Origin of the sequence: Kamptonema sp. PCC 6506 (assembly GCF_000180455.1) — a bacterium.
Lineage (GTDB): Bacteria > Cyanobacteriota > Cyanobacteriia > Cyanobacteriales > Microcoleaceae > Kamptonema > Kamptonema formosum.
Window position 1 is genome coordinate 1 of the sequence record NZ_CACA01000297.1, and the last position, 18,368, is coordinate 18,368.

Consider the following 18,368-nt stretch of genomic DNA (forward strand, 5'->3'; position numbering starts at 1 on the left):
AGTTATGTCTGTTGACAAACAGTACACTTTAGCAGACGAATTTCAAATTTCGGGGATTGGTCTGCACAGCGGCGTGCAGGTGAGCGTCCGAGTTTTACCTGCGATCGCAGATACAGGGCGCTATTTTGTCCGCATTGACACCCCCGGTTTTCTCGTCATTCCAGCTTGCATCGAAGCAGTAAGCCAAACCACTCTCTCGACTGAACTAAGCAATGGAAATGTCGCTGTCCGCACTGTGGAGCATTTGTTAGCAGCTTTAGCTGCTATGGGAGTTGACAACGCCCGCATTGAAATTGACGGCCCCGAACTTCCCTTACTCGACGGTTCAGCCAAAAACTGGGTAGAGGCGATCGCTACTGTCGGATTAGTCTTTGTTAGCAAGCAAGCGAGAGGATATGAAGATACGCAAGATGGAGAAGATCTAGCCCCCCCGCTCCCTAGCTCCTCCGCCCCCCCGCTCAAGAGTCCCATCTGGGTTCGCCAAGGGGATGCTTTTGCCGCAGCCTTACCAGCACCGGAAACTCGTTTTAGCTATGGAATTGATTTTGATAGCCCTGCCATTGGCAATCAATGGTACAGTTGGTCGCCAGAGGTAGAGAGTTTTGCAGACGCGATCGCCCCCGCTCGCACCTTTGCCCTCGCCCATCAAATAGATCAACTTCGGCAAGCAGGTTTAATTAAAGGTGGTAGCCTTGATAATGCCCTTGTCTGCGATGGCACTGGATGGCTCAATCCACCCTTAAGATTTCCAAATGAACCAGTCCGTCATAAAATTTTAGACTTAGTAGGGGATCTGAGTTTGCTAGGAACTTTGCCTCAAGCTCACTACCTGGCCTACAAAGCCAGCCATAACCTTCACATCCAACTCGCTAAAGCGATCGGCTCTCAGCCATGAGCAGCGATCTCGGCGACTTTAAGAACGAAGGCGATCCCGCTTTTCCCATCCGGCAAACACTTCACTACTCTCCCAAGCAATGTCCACGCTGACTGACGCAAACACAACGAATGCTTCTACTGCCGAACCCGTCCACACCCAAAATGGTCAGGTTGCCCCTGTTAACACGATTCTCACTGCCGAAGAAATTCACAAACTATTGCCCCACCGCTATCCCTTTGCGCTGGTAGACAGGATAGTAGAGTACATACCAGGGGAACGGGCAGTGGGGATCAAGAATGTAACTTTTAACGAGCCACATTTTCAAGGACATTTCCCCGGTCGTCCGATCATGCCTGGGGTCTTGATTGTAGAAGCGATGGCTCAAGTTGGCGGCGTGGTACTCTCTCAGCTACCCAACGTGGAGCAAGGATTATTTATGTTTGCCGGCATTGATAAAGTCCGGTTTCGCCGTCCCGTTGTACCAGGCGATCGCTTGGTCATGACTGTACAACTACTGTGCGTTAAGCGTCGTCGCTTTGGTAAAGTCGAGGCCCGTGCTGAAGTTGACGGTCAACGAGTCTGTGAAGGAGAACTGATGTTCTCCATCGTTGATTAAAATTTGTTAGTTGTTGGTTGTTAGTTGTTGGTTGTTACCAATTTGGCAACAGATTTTGTAACGGATTTAACGGATGTAGCGACAGTAAGTTGGGTGGATGAACGAAACCCAACACAATAGTTGTAAACGAACAACAAACAACTAAAACTCAACAATCAACAACGAACAACTAACAACTAACAACCAACAACTAATAATTAACAACTGACAAATGCCTACCCTGATTCACCCAACGGCTGTGATTCATCCCGCCGCTCAACTGCACCCCACTGTGCAGGTGGGAGCATATTCCGTAATTGGGGAAAGAGTTAAAATCGGCCAAGATACAACAATTGGAGCTCATGCGGTATTGGAAGGGCCGCTGGAAATAGGAGCTCGCAATCAAATCTTCCCAGGAACGGCGATCGGTTTAGAACCTCAAGACTTGAAATATGACGGTGCTCCAAGTTGGGTAAAAATTGGCGACGACAACCGAATTAGGGAGTATGTAACAATTAACCGAGCTACTCAAGCAGGTGAGTATACAGCGATCGGCAATGGCAATTTATTGATGGCTTACGTCCACGTAGCTCACAACTGCGCGATCGAAGATAATGTAGTGATTTCTAATTCTGTAAGTCTGGCAGGCCACGTTCACATTGAATCGCGGGCCGTGATTGGGGGAATGGTGGGGATTCACCAGTTCGCTCGGATTGGCAAAATGGCAATGGTCGGAGGGATGAGCCGGATCTCTCAAGATGTGCCGCCGTTTATGTTAGTAGAGGGGAATCCTGCAAGAGTGCGATCGCTTAACTCGGTAGGTATCAAACGTGCAGGTTTGACAGAGGAAGATTACCAAATTTTGAAAAAGGTATTTCGCATCCTTTACCGTTCTGGAAATAGCCTCAATGAAGCTTTGGAGCAGTTCAGTTTATTGCCAGAAAATGAACATTTGCAACACTTGCAACACTTCTTCCAAGCTTCTACAACAGTTGGCAGACGCGGCCCGACTCCCGGTACGAAAAAAAAGCATGAAGAGCAATAATATGGGTAATGGGTAATGGGTAATTGCTAATTGCTAATTGGTAATTGCTAATTGCTAATTGGTAATTGCTAATTGGTAATTGCTAATTGCTAATTGGGGAAAGAGTTTCCTCATCTCCTCCTGCTCCCCCGCTTCCCCGCTCCCCTGCTCCCCCGCCCCCCTTCTTCAATTAGGCAATAATCGCCCTACTGTGCGATTTTCTGGGCGGAAAGTTTCTTTAGCGACGCGCTGAATATCGGCCGTTGTAATAGCAGCGATCGCATCTAACTCCTTAAACAAATTGCGCCATGAACCCGTTTTCACTTCATAATTAACCAGCGCAAAAGCCATACCCTGGTTAGAATCGAGCGATCGCAACAAAGTCGCTCGTGCTTTAGTTTTCACCCGCGCCAACTCCACATCAGAAACAGGTTCAGATTGCAACCGCTCAATCTCAGTCCGCAGAGCCGTTGCCACTTCATCAACAGTATGGCCAGGAGCCGTCATCGCATAAAAAAGCATCAAATTGGCATACTTTTCCCCTGGATAGCCGCTGAAACCCTCAGCAACTAGCGCTAATTGTTGTTTTTCTACCAAAGACTTGTAGAGGCGAGAAGTGCGGCCACTGCTGAGCAAACTGGCGATCGCTTCATAAATAACATGATCGGGATGATTCATCGCCGGTCGGTGATATCCTTCCAAATACCAAGGTTGAGATTGCAACTGTACTGTAACTTCCCTTGGTTCCGTCTGTGCCGGCTCCACAATTGTCAATTCTGGAGGGGCTGGCTTAGCCTTGTAGCGACCGAAATAAACCTCTGCTAGTCGCTTCACATTCGCGGCCTGAACATCTCCCACCACTGCCACTGTTAACTTACTAGGGATGTAGTAAGCATCGAAAAATTCTTGAACATCACTCCTTTTTAAATTGCTAATATCTTCACTGTAGCCAATCACTGGGCGGCGATAGGGATGAGTAGAAAAAGCTTTATTTGCAAATGCCTCAATCATCTTACCCACAGGGGAATTTTCGCTTCGCAATCTGCGCTCTTCTAAAATTACCTGTTTTTCCTTATAAAATTCTCTAAAAACTGGTTCTAGAAACCGCTCCGACTCCAGAGACATCCACAGTTCTAGCTTATTTGAGGGCAGACTATAAAAGTAGGAAGTTGCATCCGTAGAAGTTGTAGCATTTAGTCCCACACCTCCTGCCTGTTCCACAATTTTACCCAGTTCATTCTGCTTAACGTATGCCGATGCTTCGGCTTCAATCTTGTCAAATTCTGCCTTTAATTTGGCAATTTCTTCTGTCTTACCGCTAGCTTTAGCTGCTTGGATTTGGTCAAAAATTTTATCCTGTTTTTCTAGTAGGGGTTTTTCAGATTTATAGTCCTTTGTCCCAATTTTGGGAGTTCCTTTGAATGCTAAATGTTCTAGATAGTGAGCAACACCTGTTTTGCCATCAGGCTCATTTGCCCCGCCTACGTCAGCGTAAATCAGAAAGGAAACTACAGGGGCTCTGGGCCTTTCTAGCACAATAAATTTCATGCCATTTTCGAGGCGAAATTCTGTCACCTGCTGAATGACGCGATCGAGATAGGGTTGAATTGAGGATACCTGCCCTTGTCCCGCGTTTGTTAAGGATGGGTTAGTGGGGTTTTCGCGGGCGATCGCGATCGCTGGTGGCATCCCGCACCAGAGCAAAATAGCGGCAAGTAAAGATGCGATCGATCGTCTCAATCCGTTGAGCCGCCTGCACTGTTGAAGCCAAATAAGAAGCATAGAAATTAGCACTGAAGTCAACCGAGAGAACAAACTTATCAAGTGTAAGATCGGAACCACTCTTTATAGCATAAAGACTTTTGGATGTTTGGGGGATCTCTTCTCGATCAGATGTTAGGCTAATTAGGACTTACGCACCCTTGATGTAACGCCGCCCTCTGGGCGGTGAAGATACCGCCCAGAGGGCGGCGTTACGAGAGTAGTGTATAAGTGCTGTTTTAGCTTAACCAGCAGCAGCCCCAACTTTAAATTTTAGTTCTCAATTCCCTATTCCCAATTTTCCAGCTATGCGAATTTTTAATCAGTCCCCTCCTTCAGAAACAGAGACGCGAAAGCGGATTTTGCAAGCAGCACAACGTTTATTTGCCTGCAAAGGCTACGAAGGTACTACAACTGCTTCTTTAGCACAGGCGGCGGGTGTGGCGGAGGGTACGCTATTTCGGCATTTTCCCAATAAAAAGGCAATTTTGATCGAGGTAGCAACTAATGGCTGGGTAGAAATTTTGACTGATTTACTGACAGAATTGAGCGAGATGGCTAGTTATAAAGCTGTGGCTCAAGTGATGCGGCGGCGGATGCTAAATGTCCGAGATAATGCGGATATGATGCGAGTATGTTTTATGGAAGCACAGTTTCACCCAGAGTTGCGCGATCGCATTCAAGCAGAAGTGATTGGAAAAATGACAGATGTGGCTGAGGCTTTCTTCCAAACGGCGATGGATAGGGGAGTTTATCGGCAGATGAATCCTAAAATTGTAGCTCAGGTATTTTTGGGAATGTTTGCGATCGCAGGCTTCAGTCAAGATACTCTTTTAGAACCCGGTGCTTCTCCTCAAGCAATACAAGAAATGGCAGAAGGATTAGCAGATATTTTCCTCAATGGTGTTTTGATCGAAGAGAAAGGGTGAAAATCGCAACCAAGTATGTATGACTAATAGTTTCAAATATTCTATTCGCCCGTTAACTCAAGAAGACGAGCCTTTTTTGTGGCAAATGCTCTATGAAGCTGCCCATTTAGCAGAAGAAGGTGAATCAACAGTCGAAGCTGTGAGGAATCATCCTCTAATTGCCAAATATGTCAAAAATTGGGGGCGGAAAAACGATTTCGGCTTTCTGGCTTGGGAATTAACCAACCACCAGCCAGTAGGGGCGGTATGGGCGCGTTTGTTTACAGGAGAAAAGCAAGGATTAGGCTACATTGACGATGTTACCCCAGAATTAGCGATCGCAGTTCTTCCCCAACATCGAGGTAAAGGCATAGGAAGACAGTTACTCGTTAGTTTGTTAGCAGCGGCAAAACTCTCTTACCCCTCAATCTCTTTAAGTGTCAGAAGCTCAAATCTAGACGCAATCCACCTGTACAAAGAATTAGGATTTGCAATGATAGAGGGAAGTGAAACTATTAACCGAGTCGGCGGTATATCTTTTACTATGAAACTAAGTTTTTGTTAATTATGGAGTTTCAATGTGAAAGTTTGAGAACCTAAAAAATTATAATAGTGGCAGTTGCTTCTAAAATCAGATAATAATCAATTATAATATACAGCAAGTCTAAATCATTCATACAGATTTGTAGGGGTAGCGCCCCCGTGCCTACCCCCATCGTTCGGGCAGCCACTTAATTGTACAACTCAATCCTTCTACCTGAAAGTCATCACTATCAGTTGAGGTTAAAATGCTAGTTCAAACACAGCAGCAAACTTACACTCCAGAGGAATATCGGCAGTTAGAAGAAACAGCCGAGTTCCGAAGTGAATATCACGAGGGAGAAATTTTACCTATGTCAGGTGGCACTATAAATCATAACCGGATTACACGCAATCTGGTCGGAGTTTTTGGCAACTTGTTTCAGGGAAAACCCTATGAAGTTTTTATGAATAATTTACGGTTATGGATTCCTCGGCATCAGCGAGGGGTTTATCCAGATGTGATGGTAATTGAAGGACAGCCACTTTTCACCGAAGGACGGCAAGATGAGGTACTTAATCCCTTATTAATAGTAGAAGTGCTCTCGAAGTCTACGAAAGGTTTTGATAGAGAAGATAAATTTCGATTCTATCGCTCAATTCCTCAATTCTGTGAGTATGTTTTAATTGACCAATATGAGTTTTTAGTTGAGCAGTTTCTTAAGACTGAATCGGGGCAATGGTTATTTCAAGATTATGAGGGGGATGCGGCTACAGTTTCCTTTACTTCAGTAGGAATTGAGATGTCAATAAGCGATATTTATGAAAGAGTAATATTTGAGTCAAAGGAAAAAAGCTAGACAGTTAGTTGTTGGTTGTTCGGTTGTTAATTGGAGATTGTGGTTGATTTTTAGGTAATTTGTTGGGCTTTAGCCCAAAAAGTGCTGAAGCCCAACAACTTACCTAACCTAATGTAATCAGGACTTACGCAAAAGTATCGTAACGCCGCCATCTTGGCGGTTAAAGATACCGCCAAGATGGCGGCGCTACGTAAAGCCTGCGTAAGTCCTGGTAATTTTACTCTACCCAGATTCATAGAAGAGGGTATAGTCTGGAATTAGTATGCCAAAAGCTTTTCTTCATCACCGAATTGCCTTGATTTTGACCCTAAGTTTAGGCATAGGATTGTCAGTTTTAGCTACCATTTTTGTTAGCAGATGGGAGACATCGAATCGGCAATTCCGGTTTCAAAGGCAGATTGAAAATTTGGCTACAGCCCTCCAGCGTAGCCTCAACCGATATACTGATATGCTATCATTTCTTGATGATTATTATGCAGTAGTCAAATTTCAAGTAGATCGTCAAGAGTTTGGAAATTTTGTTAGAAGAACGCTCAAGACTTATCCAGGTATTCAAGCACTAGAATGGGCTCCCATCGTGGGAGAAAAAGAACGTTTTACCTACGAAAGAAAGATCCAGTTAGAAGGTTATCCTACTTTCCAAATTACTGAACTAGGCAAAGATAAAGCCTTAGTTAAAGCCGCTAATCGACCCTATTATTTACCTGTCACCTACGTAGAGCCGTTTATAGGAAATGAATCCGCCTTGGGATACGATCTTAACTCAAATATCACCCGCGCAATCGCAATCAATCAAGCAAGAGATACAGGCAAAATCACGGCCACTGGACGCATTAAATTAGTTCAAGAAAAACGCGATCAATTTAGCTTTTTAGTGTTTTTGCCACTTTATAAAAATCATCAAGCTCCAAATTCTCTTACGCTTCGTCGCCAGAATTTAACTGGCTTCTTACTAGGTGTATTTCGCCTATCAGATGTAGTTGAAGAATCCTTAAAAGATTTGCAATACGACGAGATTAACTTTACAGTATACGACCGGAGTTCTAATCCGGGACAGCAATTTCTAGGACGCTATGATGCTGCTTATAAACAAGTGACAACGCTTGAAGACAACTCACAATTTAATTTAATTAAGTCTTCTCTCTGTCCATCTGCTGAAAAATGTACGCAGACTTTAACCGTAGGACAGCGACAGTGGTCAATTGCTTTTTCACCCTCCGTTAATTATCCCATTGAAACGCAATATAGCGCGATAATTACCTTAATTGGCGGGTTATTAATTACTAGCACTTTAGCGCTCTTATTACATAACTTAAATCGGGAATTAGAACGAACTAAAAGTTTGAGTGAATTAAGATTTAGCTTTTTCTCAATGGCATCCCATGAACTGCGAACGCCGTTAACCACTATTTTACTTTCTAGTGAATCTTTGCAAATTAACCATAATCAACTAACTGAAGAACAGAAACAGAAAAATATTCAGCGGATTAATTTGACTGCAAAGCGGATGAGTCAGCAGATTACAGATTTATTAATGTTAACACGGGCAGAGGTTAGGCAACTAGAATTTCATCCCCAATTATTGGATCTAGAACCTTTTTGTCAACAACTTATAGATGAGATGCAAATTGATGTTAGTCAGGTTATTGAATTTACGAGTAATTGTCAAAATACTAGAGCATTTTTAGACAAAAACTTGTTGCGATCTTTACTTACTAACTTACTCTCAAATGCAGCAAAATATTCACCTGCTGATGCTAAGATTCAATTTACTTTAAACTGTAATGCAAATACGGCAATTTTTCAAATATGCGATCGCGGTATTGGCATTCTCACGGCAGATAAAATTAGAATTTTGGAACCATTTTATCGAGGTAGCAATGTCGGAGAAATAACCGGAACTGGTTTAGGGTTAGCAGTGGTAAAAACTTGTGTAGAATTACACCGAGGGGAATGGAATATTGAGAGTCAGGAAGGTCAAGGAACAACTGTGATGGTACGATTACCGTTGGAATAAGTATCGATTGTGTATGATAAAATAGAGCGATGTCCGTAGAGACTTAGGCTATTTTTAAGGCGTGTAAACTTAAAGTAAAACCTTTCGTCTAGCAGGGAATAAATTCCCTGCCTTAAAGCTAAAGTCCTCTAACGAGGACTGAAGAACTTATTAGTCCTCTTCAGAGGACTTTCGCTGTTAGACAGGGGTTTTAACCCCTGGCTGCTTTATCCGAATTTCGAGACTACTTGCCACTCCAATGAATAAACCGTTTCTCTACAATTAGAAACAGCATATTCAGGAAATAGCCTAAAATTCCGGTGACTAAAATCGAGGCATACATATCCTTGACATTGAGTACTTGTTGAGCATCAATAATCCGTTTGCCTAAGCCTTGTTCCGTACCGATAAACATCTCCGCCACAATCACAATTACCAGGGAAATACTGATACCGCTACGCAAACCAATAAAGGTTTGAGGCAAACTTTCCAACAGTAAAACATCTTTGAAAATTCGCCAACGGTTTGCCCCCATTACTTTTGCTGCCAGAATCCGCGATTGCTTAGCATTAATCACCCCATAAGCGCTGTTAAATACAATCAGTAAAAACGCGCTAAAAGCAGCAATTACTACTTTAGAAAAATCGCTGACTCCAAAAAAGAGAATGAACATCGGAATCAGAGCACTTGCTGGTGTAGAACGGAAAAAATCAATTAAAAATTCGACACTGCGATAAACTTTTTCAGAACTACCCAAAGCCACACCAACGGGGACTCCGATAATACCAGCCATCAAAAAAGCGCTAAAAGTTCGTAACACCGTAGCGATAAAATCAGGTAACATTACGCCTGTAAACATTCCCGCAATCAGCGTACCGAGAGTAGCAAAAGGCGTAGGTAATAGCACTGGATTGACAAAACCAGAGATAGAAATTAACCACCAGACACCAAAAAGTACCAATACTCCGATGAATGGCAAAAAGCGATCGAAGGAAAATTTTTGAACGTCAATATTAGAGGAAGGTACGCTAGAAGTATTCATTTCCGCATCTCCTGACGAAAGATTTCTAAACAGTAACGGCTGACTTCAATGAATTCGGGAGAGGTAAGTGTATCGGGGGTACGCGGACGAGAAACAGTAAATGGTACTGCTTCCACTAAATGAGTTGGACGTTTACTTAAAAGTAGAACTGTATCTGCTAGAAATACTGCTTCTTCTAAGTTGTGAACTACCATTAACATCGGAATGCCAGTGGCCATGAAAATTTCTTGGAGTTTATCGCGCACAAATAGGGTGGTTTCAAAGTCCAAGGCGGAAAAGGGTTCATCGAGAAAAAGAACTTCTGGATCGGCAACTAGCGCCCGCAAAATGGAAACTAATTGTTGCTGTCCACCGGAGAAATTGTAGGGATAACGTTTGAGGTCAAGGCGAATATTAAAGGTGTCGATTAGGCGTTCGACGCGATCGCGACATTCCTGTTCTGGTACTCCCTTAACTCGCAGCGGATAGGCGATATTGTCATAGGCACTCATCCAGGGAAACATTGAATCCCGATAGTTTTGAAACACATAGCCAATTTTGGCCCGGCGAATTGGTTTACCATGAATCCGAATCTCCCCGCGATCGATGGGAATCAAGCCGCTAATCATGTTAATTAGGGTGGATTTACCGCAGCCATTGGGGCCAAAAATTGAAACTAATTGATTGTTGGGTAAATCGAGGTTAAAGTCTTCGTAAAGCGGTTGTCCTGCAAAGGATTTACATAATCCTTGTACAGAAATAAAGTGTTCTGGTGGCGCAATATTCGGGCTAGTGACAGGATTTACAAGCATAATATGGTTCTCCAGAAAGTGATTTATAGCAACCGCCTTGGCGGTTAGGGGCTAGGGGCTAGGGGCTAGGGGCTAGGGTAAGAAGGGAAAGAAGAGGAAGAAGGGAATAGCGTTAGCAAGTTTCAGGAACTCAGAACGTCTTAACTGCCAAGAAGGTTGCTATAGTAAAGTAGGAATTACGCACGAATTACCCCAAATATGGGTTTGAGATTGCTTCACTACGTTCGCAATGACAGAAAATCATATCGTTGGCAATGATAGAAAATCGTAGTAAGTGCGTAAGTCCTATTTTTTAAGGGAGTTAGGCTCTCGATTCTGCATAAGTTTTGTAATTACACAGGTTTGTACAACAAGCTAGCAACATCAAGTGGTTTTGAGAAAACTTTTTTATCAGTCATAAAATTGAAGAATTTTTGGAAGTATGTCACGTCTTCCGGCTTAAATTCGTTGTACATCGTGTATCCTATCATCGGCACTTTCTGCACTAAATCGCCTTCGATGGAGGTGTAGCCGACCATATATTGACGGACTTGATCGGGATTCTTCCTAATATCTTCAATGGCGCGGCGATAGGCTTCTGTGTAGGTTTTGGTTGTAGCGGGATATTGCTGAATAAATTTGCTACTTAGTACGGCTGCACCACCAAACCAAGGAGCTTTGGGATCGCCTAAAATGTATTTGGAAACAACTCCATTTTCCAGAATGCGGGTAAGGCCTTTAACTTCGCCAACTGTACCTGTTGGTTCTAGGGTGTAAGCTGCATCAATTTGTCCCGATTCGATCGCGGCTATGTGTTGCCGAATTTCTATTTGCTGTACTTGGGGATTAGTAACTCCTGCGGCTGCCAAGATTGCCTGCGCGATCGCTAAATTCTGTGCTCCTGGCCCTGTGGCAAACTTTTTGTCTTTTAAATCCGCGATCGCCTGAATTGAGCTATTTTTGCCCACAATCACTTGATCGAGTTTGTAGTCAACGTTGCTGGGGTTGGCAGCAATGATTTTGAATAATCCCGGTGATGTGATTTCTGAAAGTCCCAAAACACCGCTAGCAACTCCATTGCCTGTTCCCTGAAGCCTTCCAGCAATTAATGCTTCGGCGACTTGGTTGGGTGAAGCAAATTTGACTGCTTCTACGTCTAAGCCGGCTTCTTTGAAATAACCCTTTTTCTCGGCTACAAATAAGGGTAATCCAGAGGCGACGGGCCAGAATCCAATCGAAATTTTACCGGGATTCTCTGAACTGCTGGTGGTAGTGGTTGTCTGAGTTTGAGATTGAGTGCATCCGTGAGCCGCGATCGCGATCGCGCTACCTGCACTCAACTGAAGAAAATACCGTCTCCTAATTTTCATCGTTTTCCCTTTACATCCAAGATAATTTGGACTAGAATTGAATCATAAGATACAGAATTTCGATTCACCGTTTCTCTGGCGCAATTCCCGCCTGTTAGGAATCGTTTCCTCGAAATTTATTTATCGATACAGCATATAGATTTAGTGTGTATATTTTGGGGAAGCTTAAGTGGAGAAATGGTGGAAAATGTCAGGGTTTCTACACACAAAATTAGGACTTAGCCGGTGGATATAAGGTGGATATAAATAAACGCTATAACTTGTAGGGTGGGCGCTCGTCGCAAAAGGTCTTTAACTTATAGTTATAAATAGTTGTCGGCGAGCGCCCACCTTACGTTTTTTGTTGATATTTTTGTCATTGCGAGTGAAACGAAGCAATCGCTAGGCCTTGAGATTGCTTCGTTTCACTCGCAATGACCGATTGGTTTCACTTGCAATAACAGATCGCTTTCACTCGCAATGACCGATCGCTTTTCTAAACTCGATCTAAACTTTTCAAACGGTAGCCAACACCGTGAACAGTTTCAATTAAGTCTTTTGGAGCTCCTGCGGCTTTGAGTTTTGCCCGCAAATTCTTGATGTAAGTCTTGATGGTGTCTTCTTCTGGAGACTCTTGCCATGTCCAAACCTGTTCGATAATCGCGGATCGACTCAAAACCCGCTTGCCATATCGTAATAAAGCCTCTAACAGAGCAAATTCTTTTGGTGTGAGGTGAATAGGCGATCGCTCGTAGATGACTTCATAGCTAGCAGGATCTAGAGACAGATTACCCGATCTTAATATCGGCGACATTCCCGACTGTCCGCGACGAAGCAAAGCCCGAATTTGAGCTAGCAACTCCTGTAATTGAAAGGGTTTAACCATATAGACATCTGCTCCTGCATCGAGTCCAATCACTTTATCAAGGCTGGTATCGCGAGCAGTGAGCATGAGAATGGGAGAGAGATAGCCGCGATCGCGCAATCGCTCGCATAGACCAATACCATTTAACTTCGGTAGGGTGACATCGGTTAAAATCAAGTCGTAAACGAATCCCTGGGTCTTATCCCATGCTGACTCACCATCTCTAGCTGAGTCTACAATGTACCGCTGTGCCACAAGTGCTTCAGTCAGAGAAGCTATCAATTGGCTGTCGTCTTCTACTAATAGAATCCGCATTGTCTAGCTTGTTCGATTAATCTGAATTCTAAGATTCAGTGACAGAAGTTTTTAGAGAGAGTTAGTTTCTGACTATTAATCTTGCTATAGAAAGCGGGATAAATTTGTTATCTATTACACCAATTAATGCTTTAGCTGGATACTAGAATTGCGATCGCGATCGCGATGTCGATCTGGTTAACGATCGGATATTGCGATCGCAATCGTTTTCGCTTTCGGAATTTTCATTGCGATTGCGATCGCGATTGCTGAGCGATCGCTAAATCTAAGCGCCCAAAAATCCTACTACATTCTAAATTGTTCGACTTCTGGAGTAAAGCCGATCGGTAAAACGTAATCTAGATTTTCATGGGGACGAGCGATGATGTGGTATGATAACAATTCCCCACCATGAACTTTTTTGACTCCTTCAATTCCAGCCGCTACAGCAGCTTGTACCTCGGAGACATCGCCCCGGACTATGACTGTCCAGTAACCGCGCGTAATTTTTTCATACCGAACTAACGTGACACGGGCCGCTTTAACCATTGAGTCTGCGGCTTCTACGGCAGAGGGAAGTCCAAGGACTTCAATCATGCCAACTGCCATTCCCATTGCGCTAATCTCCTAATCTAATGGGATTACCAGGTACTAATTGTACGTGAAAATGAGCTCGGCAATGAAGGAAGAAGGTAGAGAGCAACTATAGTAGGGGCTAGGGGCTAGGGGCTAGGGGAGAGGGGGAGGATGGGAAGAGGGGACATAGAATCAATAGTTTCAGCCATAAGTGAGTGTCCTAACTAACAGTCTTAGCGCGGTTGCTATATTAATCAAAATTGTTATTGTTAATTGTTAACTGTTAATTGTTAATAATCCCTCCTACTTACCTTCCCCATCCTCCCCATCTCTCCCCATCTCCCCCCATCCTCCCCCTCTCCCCCCATCTTACCCTAGCCCCTAGCCCCTAGCCCCTAGCCCCTAGCTATAACAACCATTCAGAGGCTCTTTCGCCTAAATCTAGAGGGATGCTGACGGCCTTACCAAGACGCGGGCGATCGCGAGTTGTGACAATATACTCCCTAACTTGTTCTGTACTACCCCAACCGTGCAGGTAAGTCGCGATCGCGTCCAAATGCTCCATATAATCCGCCTCCGCCATCGGAAAAGAAGCCTGTTCCAGGTATTTCCACATGACTTGCACAAAAATCTTGCCCCGCGTCCGCCGCAGTTGGATATCGTAAGATTTTCCCCACTTATCCAGCAATAGCTGGCGTAAATCCTGGCCCGTCATGGTTGCTCCTTATTAACCGTTATAGTTTACATTTCTTAACAGTAAAATCCGCAGTTCAAAAAATGTAATAATGCTCTAATCAAGGCTGTAAGGCTTATTCTTCAAAGGAATTTCTGCCTTAACGCCTATTGATGAAAGCAGATTAACCGCAATTATCCCTGTTGTCTGCACGTACTGCTTCATAGATAGTTTGTAAAAAAACGTAACTTAACACCGCAAAGGCAGGTTATGGCTCAAATTTCTGCTCACAATCCAGATGTCCCTGATATGGGTCGTCGTCAATTTATGAATTTGCTAACGTTCGGAACCGTAACGGGCGTAGCACTGGGCGCACTCTATCCTGTTGTCAAGTATTTTATCCCGCCATCTAGCGGTGGTACTGGCGGTGGCTTAACTGCGAAGGACAAGCTAGGCAATGATATCGTTGTCAGCAAGTTTTTGGCAGAACACGCCGTAGGCGATCGCGTTTTAGCACAAGGCCTCAAAGGCGACCCCACCTATATTGTGGTGGACAAAGAACAAAGTCTTGCCGAGTACGGAATCAACGCAGTCTGTACCCACTTAGGCTGTGTAGTGCCTTGGAATGCCAGCGAGAACAAATTTATTTGTCCCTGTCACGGTTCCCAATACAACAACGAAGGGAAAGTTGTGCGCGGCCCTGCACCATTATCTTTAGCCTTAGCTCACGCTACTGTCGCAGATGATAAGCTAACCTTTACCCCTTGGAAAGAAACAGACTTCCGCACTGGCGAAGCCCCTTGGTGGTCTTAGTTATTGAGTCTTGGAAATTGGTCATTTGTACTCTGTAAATTGGTCATAAGTCTTTATTTGTCTATTGTCCAATTATCAATTACCTATTACCAATTACCAATCGCCAATTACCAATTACCAATTACGAAACTGTTTGACCTTTGAGATCGAAATACTCTGATGCCAAAAATTGATTTATCAGCGATATTGCGCCGCACTGTTGGGGCGATCGCTAAGACCACGCTAGTTGCGATCGCAACCCTAGCATTTTTCATCACCAGCGACATCGCACTACCTCAAACAGCATCCGCCTATCCCTTTTGGGCGCAGCAAACCGCACCCGCAACACCCCGCGAAGCAACTGGACGGATTGTTTGTTCTAACTGTCACCTCGGCGCTAAACCTACGGAAGTTGAAGTTCCCCAGTCTGTTTTGCCAGATACAGTTTTTGAAGCAGTTGTCAAAATTCCTTACGACCTTAGCGCACAACAAGTAACAGGCGATGGCAGCAAAGGCGGCCTCAATGTAGGCGCTGTCCTGATGTTACCCGAAGGTTTCAAGATTGCTCCTCCAGAAAGAATTCCAGAGGAAATGAAGGAAAAAGTTGGCGAACTTTACTTCCAACCTTACAGCGAAACCCAGGAAAATATCGTCATCATCGGGCCACTACCTGGCGAACAATATCAGGAAATAGTGTTCCCTGTTTTGTCTCCTAATCCAGCAACCGACAAATCCGTTCACTTCGGTAAATACCAGATTCACGTTGGCGGAAATCGCGGACGCGGACAGGTTTACCCAACTGGCGAAAAGACCAATAATGGTGTTTTCAATGCCTCTGTTGCGGGTACAATTTCTAAGATTTCCCAACCCGAAGATGGCGGTTATCAAGTAACAATTCAACCCGTAGAAGGCGCAGCAGTTGTAGATACAATTCCCGCTGGCCCTGAATTGATTGTTGCTGAAGGGCAAGAAGTGAAAGCAGCCCAAGCTTTGACTAACAACCCGAATGTAGGTGGATTCGGTCAGAAAGACGTTGAAATCGTCCTACAAAGTGCAGGTCGCGTTCAATGGCTGATTGCATTCTTTGCTCTTGTCATGCTAGCTCAAATTTTGCTAGTTCTGAAGAAGAAACAAGTCGAGAAAGTACAAGCTGCTGAAATGAATTTCTAAGTGCAGCCCCTCAATCCTGTAGGGCGTGTCATTCATGCCCTACATTTCTATTACTAACAAAACTTACGCCAAACAGTTTGTAACACCACCGTCTCGGCGGTAAATAAACAGCCAAGATGCCCGCGTTACCGATATTTTTCCGTAAGTCCTCTTCCCTCTTCCCTCTTCCTCCTTCCTTCTTCCTTCTCTTATTACTAAGAAATAAAAACAGTGTCACTTGATAAACAGATAATTAAAGTAGGAAACCTAGAATGGTTTTATCGGGAAGCAAAACCGATTAACGAATCCAATCTTCCCCCAGTGGTGCTACTGCACGGATTACCTTCTCAAAGCCATACCTGGACTGCTATCATGCCAGATTTAGCAACATTTGGGTTTCGCGCGATCGCGCCAGACTGGATCGGTTTTGGCTCATCAGCAAAACCCGATAAACTCGACTTTGCTTATACACCCGATACCTTTGTTACCGCCTTTGCAGAATTTATTGAAACCCTAGAAATCGAGCGGTTCTACTTAGTTGTCCAAGGATTTTTAGGTTCCGTCGGTATCCAATACGCCTTACGTCATCCCGATAAAATTGAGCGCTTAGCTATACTCAATGCACCCATTTCTATCGAATCAAGATTACCTTGGAAAATTCAACAATTGGGTCTACCTTTTGTCGGCGACATGATCGTACAAGACCCCCTTTTAGTTGACAGAACTCTAGAAAGTGGTTGCCGTTACCCCATATCTGATAAAGATTTAGATGTCTATCGCCGCCCCTTTTTGAAAAGTTCCCAAGCGGGACGATCCCTATTAGCAACTGTGCGAAATCTCCAGTTATCAGAGTCAATGGCAGAAATTGAAACTGGGTTAAAAGAATGGAAGCGACCAACTTTAATTCTCTGGGGAACAGGAGATCCCTGGATTAATATCGACCAGGCAAAAAATTCAGTTAAATCTATACCAAATGGAGAATTAGTTAAACTAGAAGGAGCCGCCCATTACCCTCAAGAACATTGGTCTGAAAAAATTAGCAATGCTCTCTTATCTTTTCTACGTAGAAAAGAGATATAGAAATGAGCAGAGTTATAATTATTGGCTGTGGTGTAATTGGGGCAACAATTGCTTATGAACTCAGCCAAATTCCCGAACTAAAAATTACAGTTTTAGACAAAGAAACACCCGCCAAAGCTTCTACTGGGGCCGCCCTCGGTGTATTAATGGGTATTGTTAGTCAGAAAGTTAAGGGTAGGAATTGGCAATTAAGGGAAAATAGTATCAAGCGTTATGAAACCCTGATACCGGAGTTAGAGGCAATTACTGGGCAAAAAATTCCTGTGAATAGAGATGGAATTTTGAGGCTTTGTCTGGAAGGAGAGGATTTGAGCAATTGGGAAAAGTTGGCTGTAACTCGCAAATCTCAAGGTTGGAATTTGGAGATTTGGGATGTAGAAAAAGTGCGCGATCGCTTTCCTCAGCTAAACTTAGAGGGGATTATTACTGGTATTTATTCCCCGCAAGACAGACAACTAGATCCAACTGTTTTAACTTTAGCTTTAGTTGCTGCTGCTCAGCAGAAAGGGGTTGATTTTCAATTCGAGCGCGCTGTTTTCGATATCGGCGCTTCTCCTACAGGTTGCTATCAGATTCAAACACCAACAGAAAACTTAGAATGCGACTGGTTAATTATAGCCGCTGGTTTGGGTTCAACTTCTCTCACAGCATCTTTAAAACAGTCTATCGATATTCGCCCCGTCTTAGGTCAAGCATTACATTTACGCTTAGAAAATACCGCGATCGGTTCTGATTTTCAGCCAGTAATTACCTGCGATGATGTTCATATTGTACCTTTAGGAAAAGGCGAATATTGGGTAGGTGCGACCGTTGAGTTTCCCCTAAGTGAGGGTGAAATTGTAGCGGATAGTATTAAGTTAGATGAAGTGATGGCAAAGGCAATTGCCTTTTGTCCTGTTTTAGCTGAAGCTAACATTATTAGGAAATGGTCGGGATTGCGCCCCCGCCCAGAAGGCCAACCAGCACCAATTATTCGGAAACTTCCTGGTTGCGATCGCGTAATTATTGCTTCTGGACATTATCGAAATGGCGTATTATTAGCGCCCGCAACTGCCCAGCTAATTAGGGATATGATTCTCGATGGATAAGTAGAAGGCAGAAGGCAGAAGGCAGAAGGCAGGAGGTTGATTGAGGATTTACGTAACGCCGCCATCCTGGCGGTTCTTTTACCGCCAGGATGGCGGCGTTACATATTTTTGGGTAAAGCCAGTATATCTTCAACCATTGATATTACTGAA

At 43.9% G+C, this 18,368-nt stretch carries 20 protein-coding genes; 11 read left to right on the plus strand and 9 right to left on the minus strand.

Going from position 1 to position 18,368, the window contains the following annotated elements; translation table 11 throughout:
- Positions 1-4 precede the first annotated feature (4 nt).
- The 3 genes from OSCI_RS17265 to lpxA all read left to right on the plus strand — a co-directional run bounded on the left by OSCI_RS17265 (position 5) and on the right by lpxA (position 2,517).
- The gene (locus tag OSCI_RS17265) at positions 5-895 is read left to right on the plus strand and encodes a UDP-3-O-acyl-N-acetylglucosamine deacetylase (protein ID WP_007356342.1); all 891 of its coding nucleotides are present in this window, start codon (positions 5-7) and stop codon (positions 893-895) included.
- Positions 896-974: 79 nt separating this feature from the next.
- Positions 975-1,493, plus strand: coding sequence for a 3-hydroxyacyl-ACP dehydratase FabZ (fabZ, locus tag OSCI_RS17270; protein ID WP_007356343.1), 519 nt, complete (start codon positions 975-977; stop codon positions 1,491-1,493).
- Positions 1,494-1,704: 211 nt separating this feature from the next.
- Positions 1,705-2,517 (plus strand): acyl-ACP--UDP-N-acetylglucosamine O-acyltransferase, encoded by an 813-nt coding sequence (gene lpxA / locus OSCI_RS17275; protein ID WP_007356344.1) that lies wholly within the window; start codon positions 1,705-1,707, stop codon positions 2,515-2,517.
- A 165-nt stretch (positions 2,518-2,682) separates the two neighbouring features.
- Here lpxA and OSCI_RS17280 read toward each other — a convergent pair whose 3' ends face one another.
- Both OSCI_RS17280 and OSCI_RS32045 read right to left on the minus strand, forming a co-directional pair.
- Positions 2,683-4,185 (minus strand): M16 family metallopeptidase, encoded by a 1,503-nt coding sequence (locus tag OSCI_RS17280; protein ID WP_007356345.1) that lies wholly within the window; start codon positions 4,183-4,185, stop codon positions 2,683-2,685.
- The gene (locus OSCI_RS32045) at positions 4,145-4,267 is read right to left on the minus strand and encodes a hypothetical protein (protein ID WP_007356346.1); all 123 of its coding nucleotides are present in this window, start codon (positions 4,265-4,267) and stop codon (positions 4,145-4,147) included. The genes OSCI_RS17280 and OSCI_RS32045 overlap by 41 nt, the downstream gene beginning before the upstream one ends.
- Before the next feature lie 298 nt (positions 4,268-4,565).
- On the opposite strand from OSCI_RS32045, the gene OSCI_RS17285 reads away from it, so the two are divergent.
- From OSCI_RS17285 to OSCI_RS17295, 3 genes are all read left to right on the plus strand, one after another.
- Positions 4,566-5,186 carry a TetR/AcrR family transcriptional regulator gene (locus OSCI_RS17285; RefSeq protein WP_007356347.1) on the plus strand — a complete coding sequence of 207 codons (621 nt, stop codon included), beginning with the start codon at positions 4,566-4,568 and terminating at the stop codon, positions 5,184-5,186.
- A gap of 19 nt (positions 5,187-5,205) precedes the next feature.
- Positions 5,206-5,730 (plus strand): GNAT family N-acetyltransferase, encoded by a 525-nt coding sequence (locus OSCI_RS17290; protein ID WP_007356348.1) that lies wholly within the window; start codon positions 5,206-5,208, stop codon positions 5,728-5,730.
- 223 nt (positions 5,731-5,953) lie between these two features.
- The gene (locus OSCI_RS17295) at positions 5,954-6,544 is read left to right on the plus strand and encodes a Uma2 family endonuclease (protein ID WP_007356350.1); all 591 of its coding nucleotides are present in this window, start codon (positions 5,954-5,956) and stop codon (positions 6,542-6,544) included.
- A gap of 50 nt (positions 6,545-6,594) precedes the next feature.
- Here the strand turns inward: OSCI_RS17295 and OSCI_RS17300 are convergent, their stop codons facing one another.
- Positions 6,595-6,780, minus strand: coding sequence for a hypothetical protein (locus OSCI_RS17300; protein ID WP_039962486.1), 186 nt, complete (start codon positions 6,778-6,780; stop codon positions 6,595-6,597).
- Between the two features lie 26 nt (positions 6,781-6,806).
- Here OSCI_RS17300 and OSCI_RS17305 point away from each other — a divergent pair, with 26 nt between their 5' ends.
- Positions 6,807-8,561, plus strand: coding sequence for a CHASE domain-containing sensor histidine kinase (locus OSCI_RS17305; RefSeq protein ID WP_007356351.1), 1,755 nt, complete (start codon positions 6,807-6,809; stop codon positions 8,559-8,561).
- Positions 8,562-8,784: 223 nt separating this feature from the next.
- On the opposite strand, the gene OSCI_RS17310 is transcribed toward OSCI_RS17305, so the two are convergent.
- The 6 genes from OSCI_RS17310 to OSCI_RS17335 all read right to left on the minus strand — a co-directional run bounded on the left by OSCI_RS17310 (position 8,785) and on the right by OSCI_RS17335 (position 14,151).
- Complete coding sequence (locus OSCI_RS17310; protein WP_007356352.1) at positions 8,785-9,582, minus strand: ABC transporter permease; 798 nt, start codon at positions 9,580-9,582, stop codon at positions 8,785-8,787.
- Entirely contained in the window at positions 9,579-10,373 is a 795-nt protein-coding gene (locus tag OSCI_RS17315) for an ABC transporter ATP-binding protein (protein WP_007356353.1), read from the minus strand. The genes OSCI_RS17310 and OSCI_RS17315 overlap by 4 nt, the downstream gene beginning before the upstream one ends.
- Before the next feature lie 332 nt (positions 10,374-10,705).
- Positions 10,706-11,722 carry an ABC transporter substrate-binding protein gene (locus OSCI_RS17320; protein WP_007356354.1) on the minus strand — a complete coding sequence of 339 codons (1,017 nt, stop codon included), beginning with the start codon at positions 11,720-11,722 and terminating at the stop codon, positions 10,706-10,708.
- 475 nt (positions 11,723-12,197) lie between these two features.
- The gene (locus tag OSCI_RS17325) at positions 12,198-12,881 is read right to left on the minus strand and encodes a response regulator transcription factor (RefSeq protein ID WP_007356355.1); all 684 of its coding nucleotides are present in this window, start codon (positions 12,879-12,881) and stop codon (positions 12,198-12,200) included.
- A 285-nt stretch (positions 12,882-13,166) separates the two neighbouring features.
- A complete protein-coding gene (locus OSCI_RS17330; RefSeq protein ID WP_007356356.1) occupies positions 13,167-13,475 on the minus strand; it encodes a carbon dioxide-concentrating mechanism protein CcmK in 309 nt (102 codons plus the stop codon).
- A 367-nt stretch (positions 13,476-13,842) separates the two neighbouring features.
- Positions 13,843-14,151 carry a DUF3067 family protein gene (locus OSCI_RS17335; RefSeq protein WP_007356357.1) on the minus strand — a complete coding sequence of 103 codons (309 nt, stop codon included), beginning with the start codon at positions 14,149-14,151 and terminating at the stop codon, positions 13,843-13,845.
- A 228-nt stretch (positions 14,152-14,379) separates the two neighbouring features.
- Between OSCI_RS17335 and petC the strand changes: the two genes are divergently transcribed.
- The 4 genes from petC (at position 14,380) to OSCI_RS17355 (ending at position 18,218) form a co-directional block, all read left to right on the plus strand.
- Complete coding sequence (gene petC / locus OSCI_RS17340) at positions 14,380-14,922, plus strand: cytochrome b6-f complex iron-sulfur subunit (protein ID WP_007356358.1); 543 nt, start codon at positions 14,380-14,382, stop codon at positions 14,920-14,922.
- Between the two features lie 159 nt (positions 14,923-15,081).
- Complete coding sequence (gene petA, locus OSCI_RS17345) at positions 15,082-16,071, plus strand: cytochrome f (RefSeq protein ID WP_007356359.1); 990 nt, start codon at positions 15,082-15,084, stop codon at positions 16,069-16,071.
- Between the two features lie 210 nt (positions 16,072-16,281).
- A complete protein-coding gene (locus OSCI_RS17350; protein ID WP_007356360.1) occupies positions 16,282-17,130 on the plus strand; it encodes an alpha/beta fold hydrolase in 849 nt (282 codons plus the stop codon).
- 2 nt (positions 17,131-17,132) lie between these two features.
- Entirely contained in the window at positions 17,133-18,218 is a 1,086-nt protein-coding gene (locus OSCI_RS17355) for an NAD(P)/FAD-dependent oxidoreductase (RefSeq protein ID WP_007356361.1), read from the plus strand.
- The last annotated feature ends 150 nt before the right edge of the window (positions 18,219-18,368 follow it).

Excerpts from the sequence above, each read along its gene's own strand:
- OSCI_RS17295 (WP_007356350.1), top strand. The coding sequence starts at position 5,954 with ATGCTAGTTCAAACACAGCAGCAAACTTACACTCCAGAGGAATATCGG.
- OSCI_RS17320 (WP_007356354.1), bottom strand. The coding sequence starts at position 11,722 with ATGAAAATTAGGAGACGGTATTTTCTTCAGTTGAGTGCAGGTAGCGCG.
- fabZ (WP_007356343.1), top strand. The coding sequence starts at position 975 with ATGTCCACGCTGACTGACGCAAACACAACGAATGCTTCTACTGCCGAA.
- lpxA (WP_007356344.1), top strand. The coding sequence starts at position 1,705 with ATGCCTACCCTGATTCACCCAACGGCTGTGATTCATCCCGCCGCTCAA.
- OSCI_RS17290 (WP_007356348.1), top strand. The coding sequence starts at position 5,206 with ATGACTAATAGTTTCAAATATTCTATTCGCCCGTTAACTCAAGAAGAC.
- OSCI_RS17305 (WP_007356351.1), top strand. The coding sequence starts at position 6,807 with ATGCCAAAAGCTTTTCTTCATCACCGAATTGCCTTGATTTTGACCCTA.
- OSCI_RS17285 (WP_007356347.1), top strand. The coding sequence starts at position 4,566 with ATGCGAATTTTTAATCAGTCCCCTCCTTCAGAAACAGAGACGCGAAAG.
- petC (WP_007356358.1), top strand. The coding sequence starts at position 14,380 with ATGGCTCAAATTTCTGCTCACAATCCAGATGTCCCTGATATGGGTCGT.
- OSCI_RS17300 (WP_039962486.1), bottom strand. The coding sequence starts at position 6,780 with ATGAATCTGGGTAGAGTAAAATTACCAGGACTTACGCAGGCTTTACGT.
- petA (WP_007356359.1), top strand. The coding sequence starts at position 15,082 with ATGCCAAAAATTGATTTATCAGCGATATTGCGCCGCACTGTTGGGGCG.
- OSCI_RS17315 (WP_007356353.1), bottom strand. The coding sequence starts at position 10,373 with ATGCTTGTAAATCCTGTCACTAGCCCGAATATTGCGCCACCAGAACAC.
- OSCI_RS17265 (WP_007356342.1), top strand. The coding sequence starts at position 5 with ATGTCTGTTGACAAACAGTACACTTTAGCAGACGAATTTCAAATTTCG.
- OSCI_RS17280 (WP_007356345.1), bottom strand. The coding sequence starts at position 4,185 with ATGCCACCAGCGATCGCGATCGCCCGCGAAAACCCCACTAACCCATCC.
- OSCI_RS17325 (WP_007356355.1), bottom strand. The coding sequence starts at position 12,881 with ATGCGGATTCTATTAGTAGAAGACGACAGCCAATTGATAGCTTCTCTG.
- OSCI_RS17335 (WP_007356357.1), bottom strand. The coding sequence starts at position 14,151 with ATGACGGGCCAGGATTTACGCCAGCTATTGCTGGATAAGTGGGGAAAA.
- OSCI_RS17330 (WP_007356356.1), bottom strand. The coding sequence starts at position 13,475 with ATGGGAATGGCAGTTGGCATGATTGAAGTCCTTGGACTTCCCTCTGCC.
- OSCI_RS17310 (WP_007356352.1), bottom strand. The coding sequence starts at position 9,582 with ATGAATACTTCTAGCGTACCTTCCTCTAATATTGACGTTCAAAAATTT.
- OSCI_RS17355 (WP_007356361.1), top strand. The coding sequence starts at position 17,133 with ATGAGCAGAGTTATAATTATTGGCTGTGGTGTAATTGGGGCAACAATT.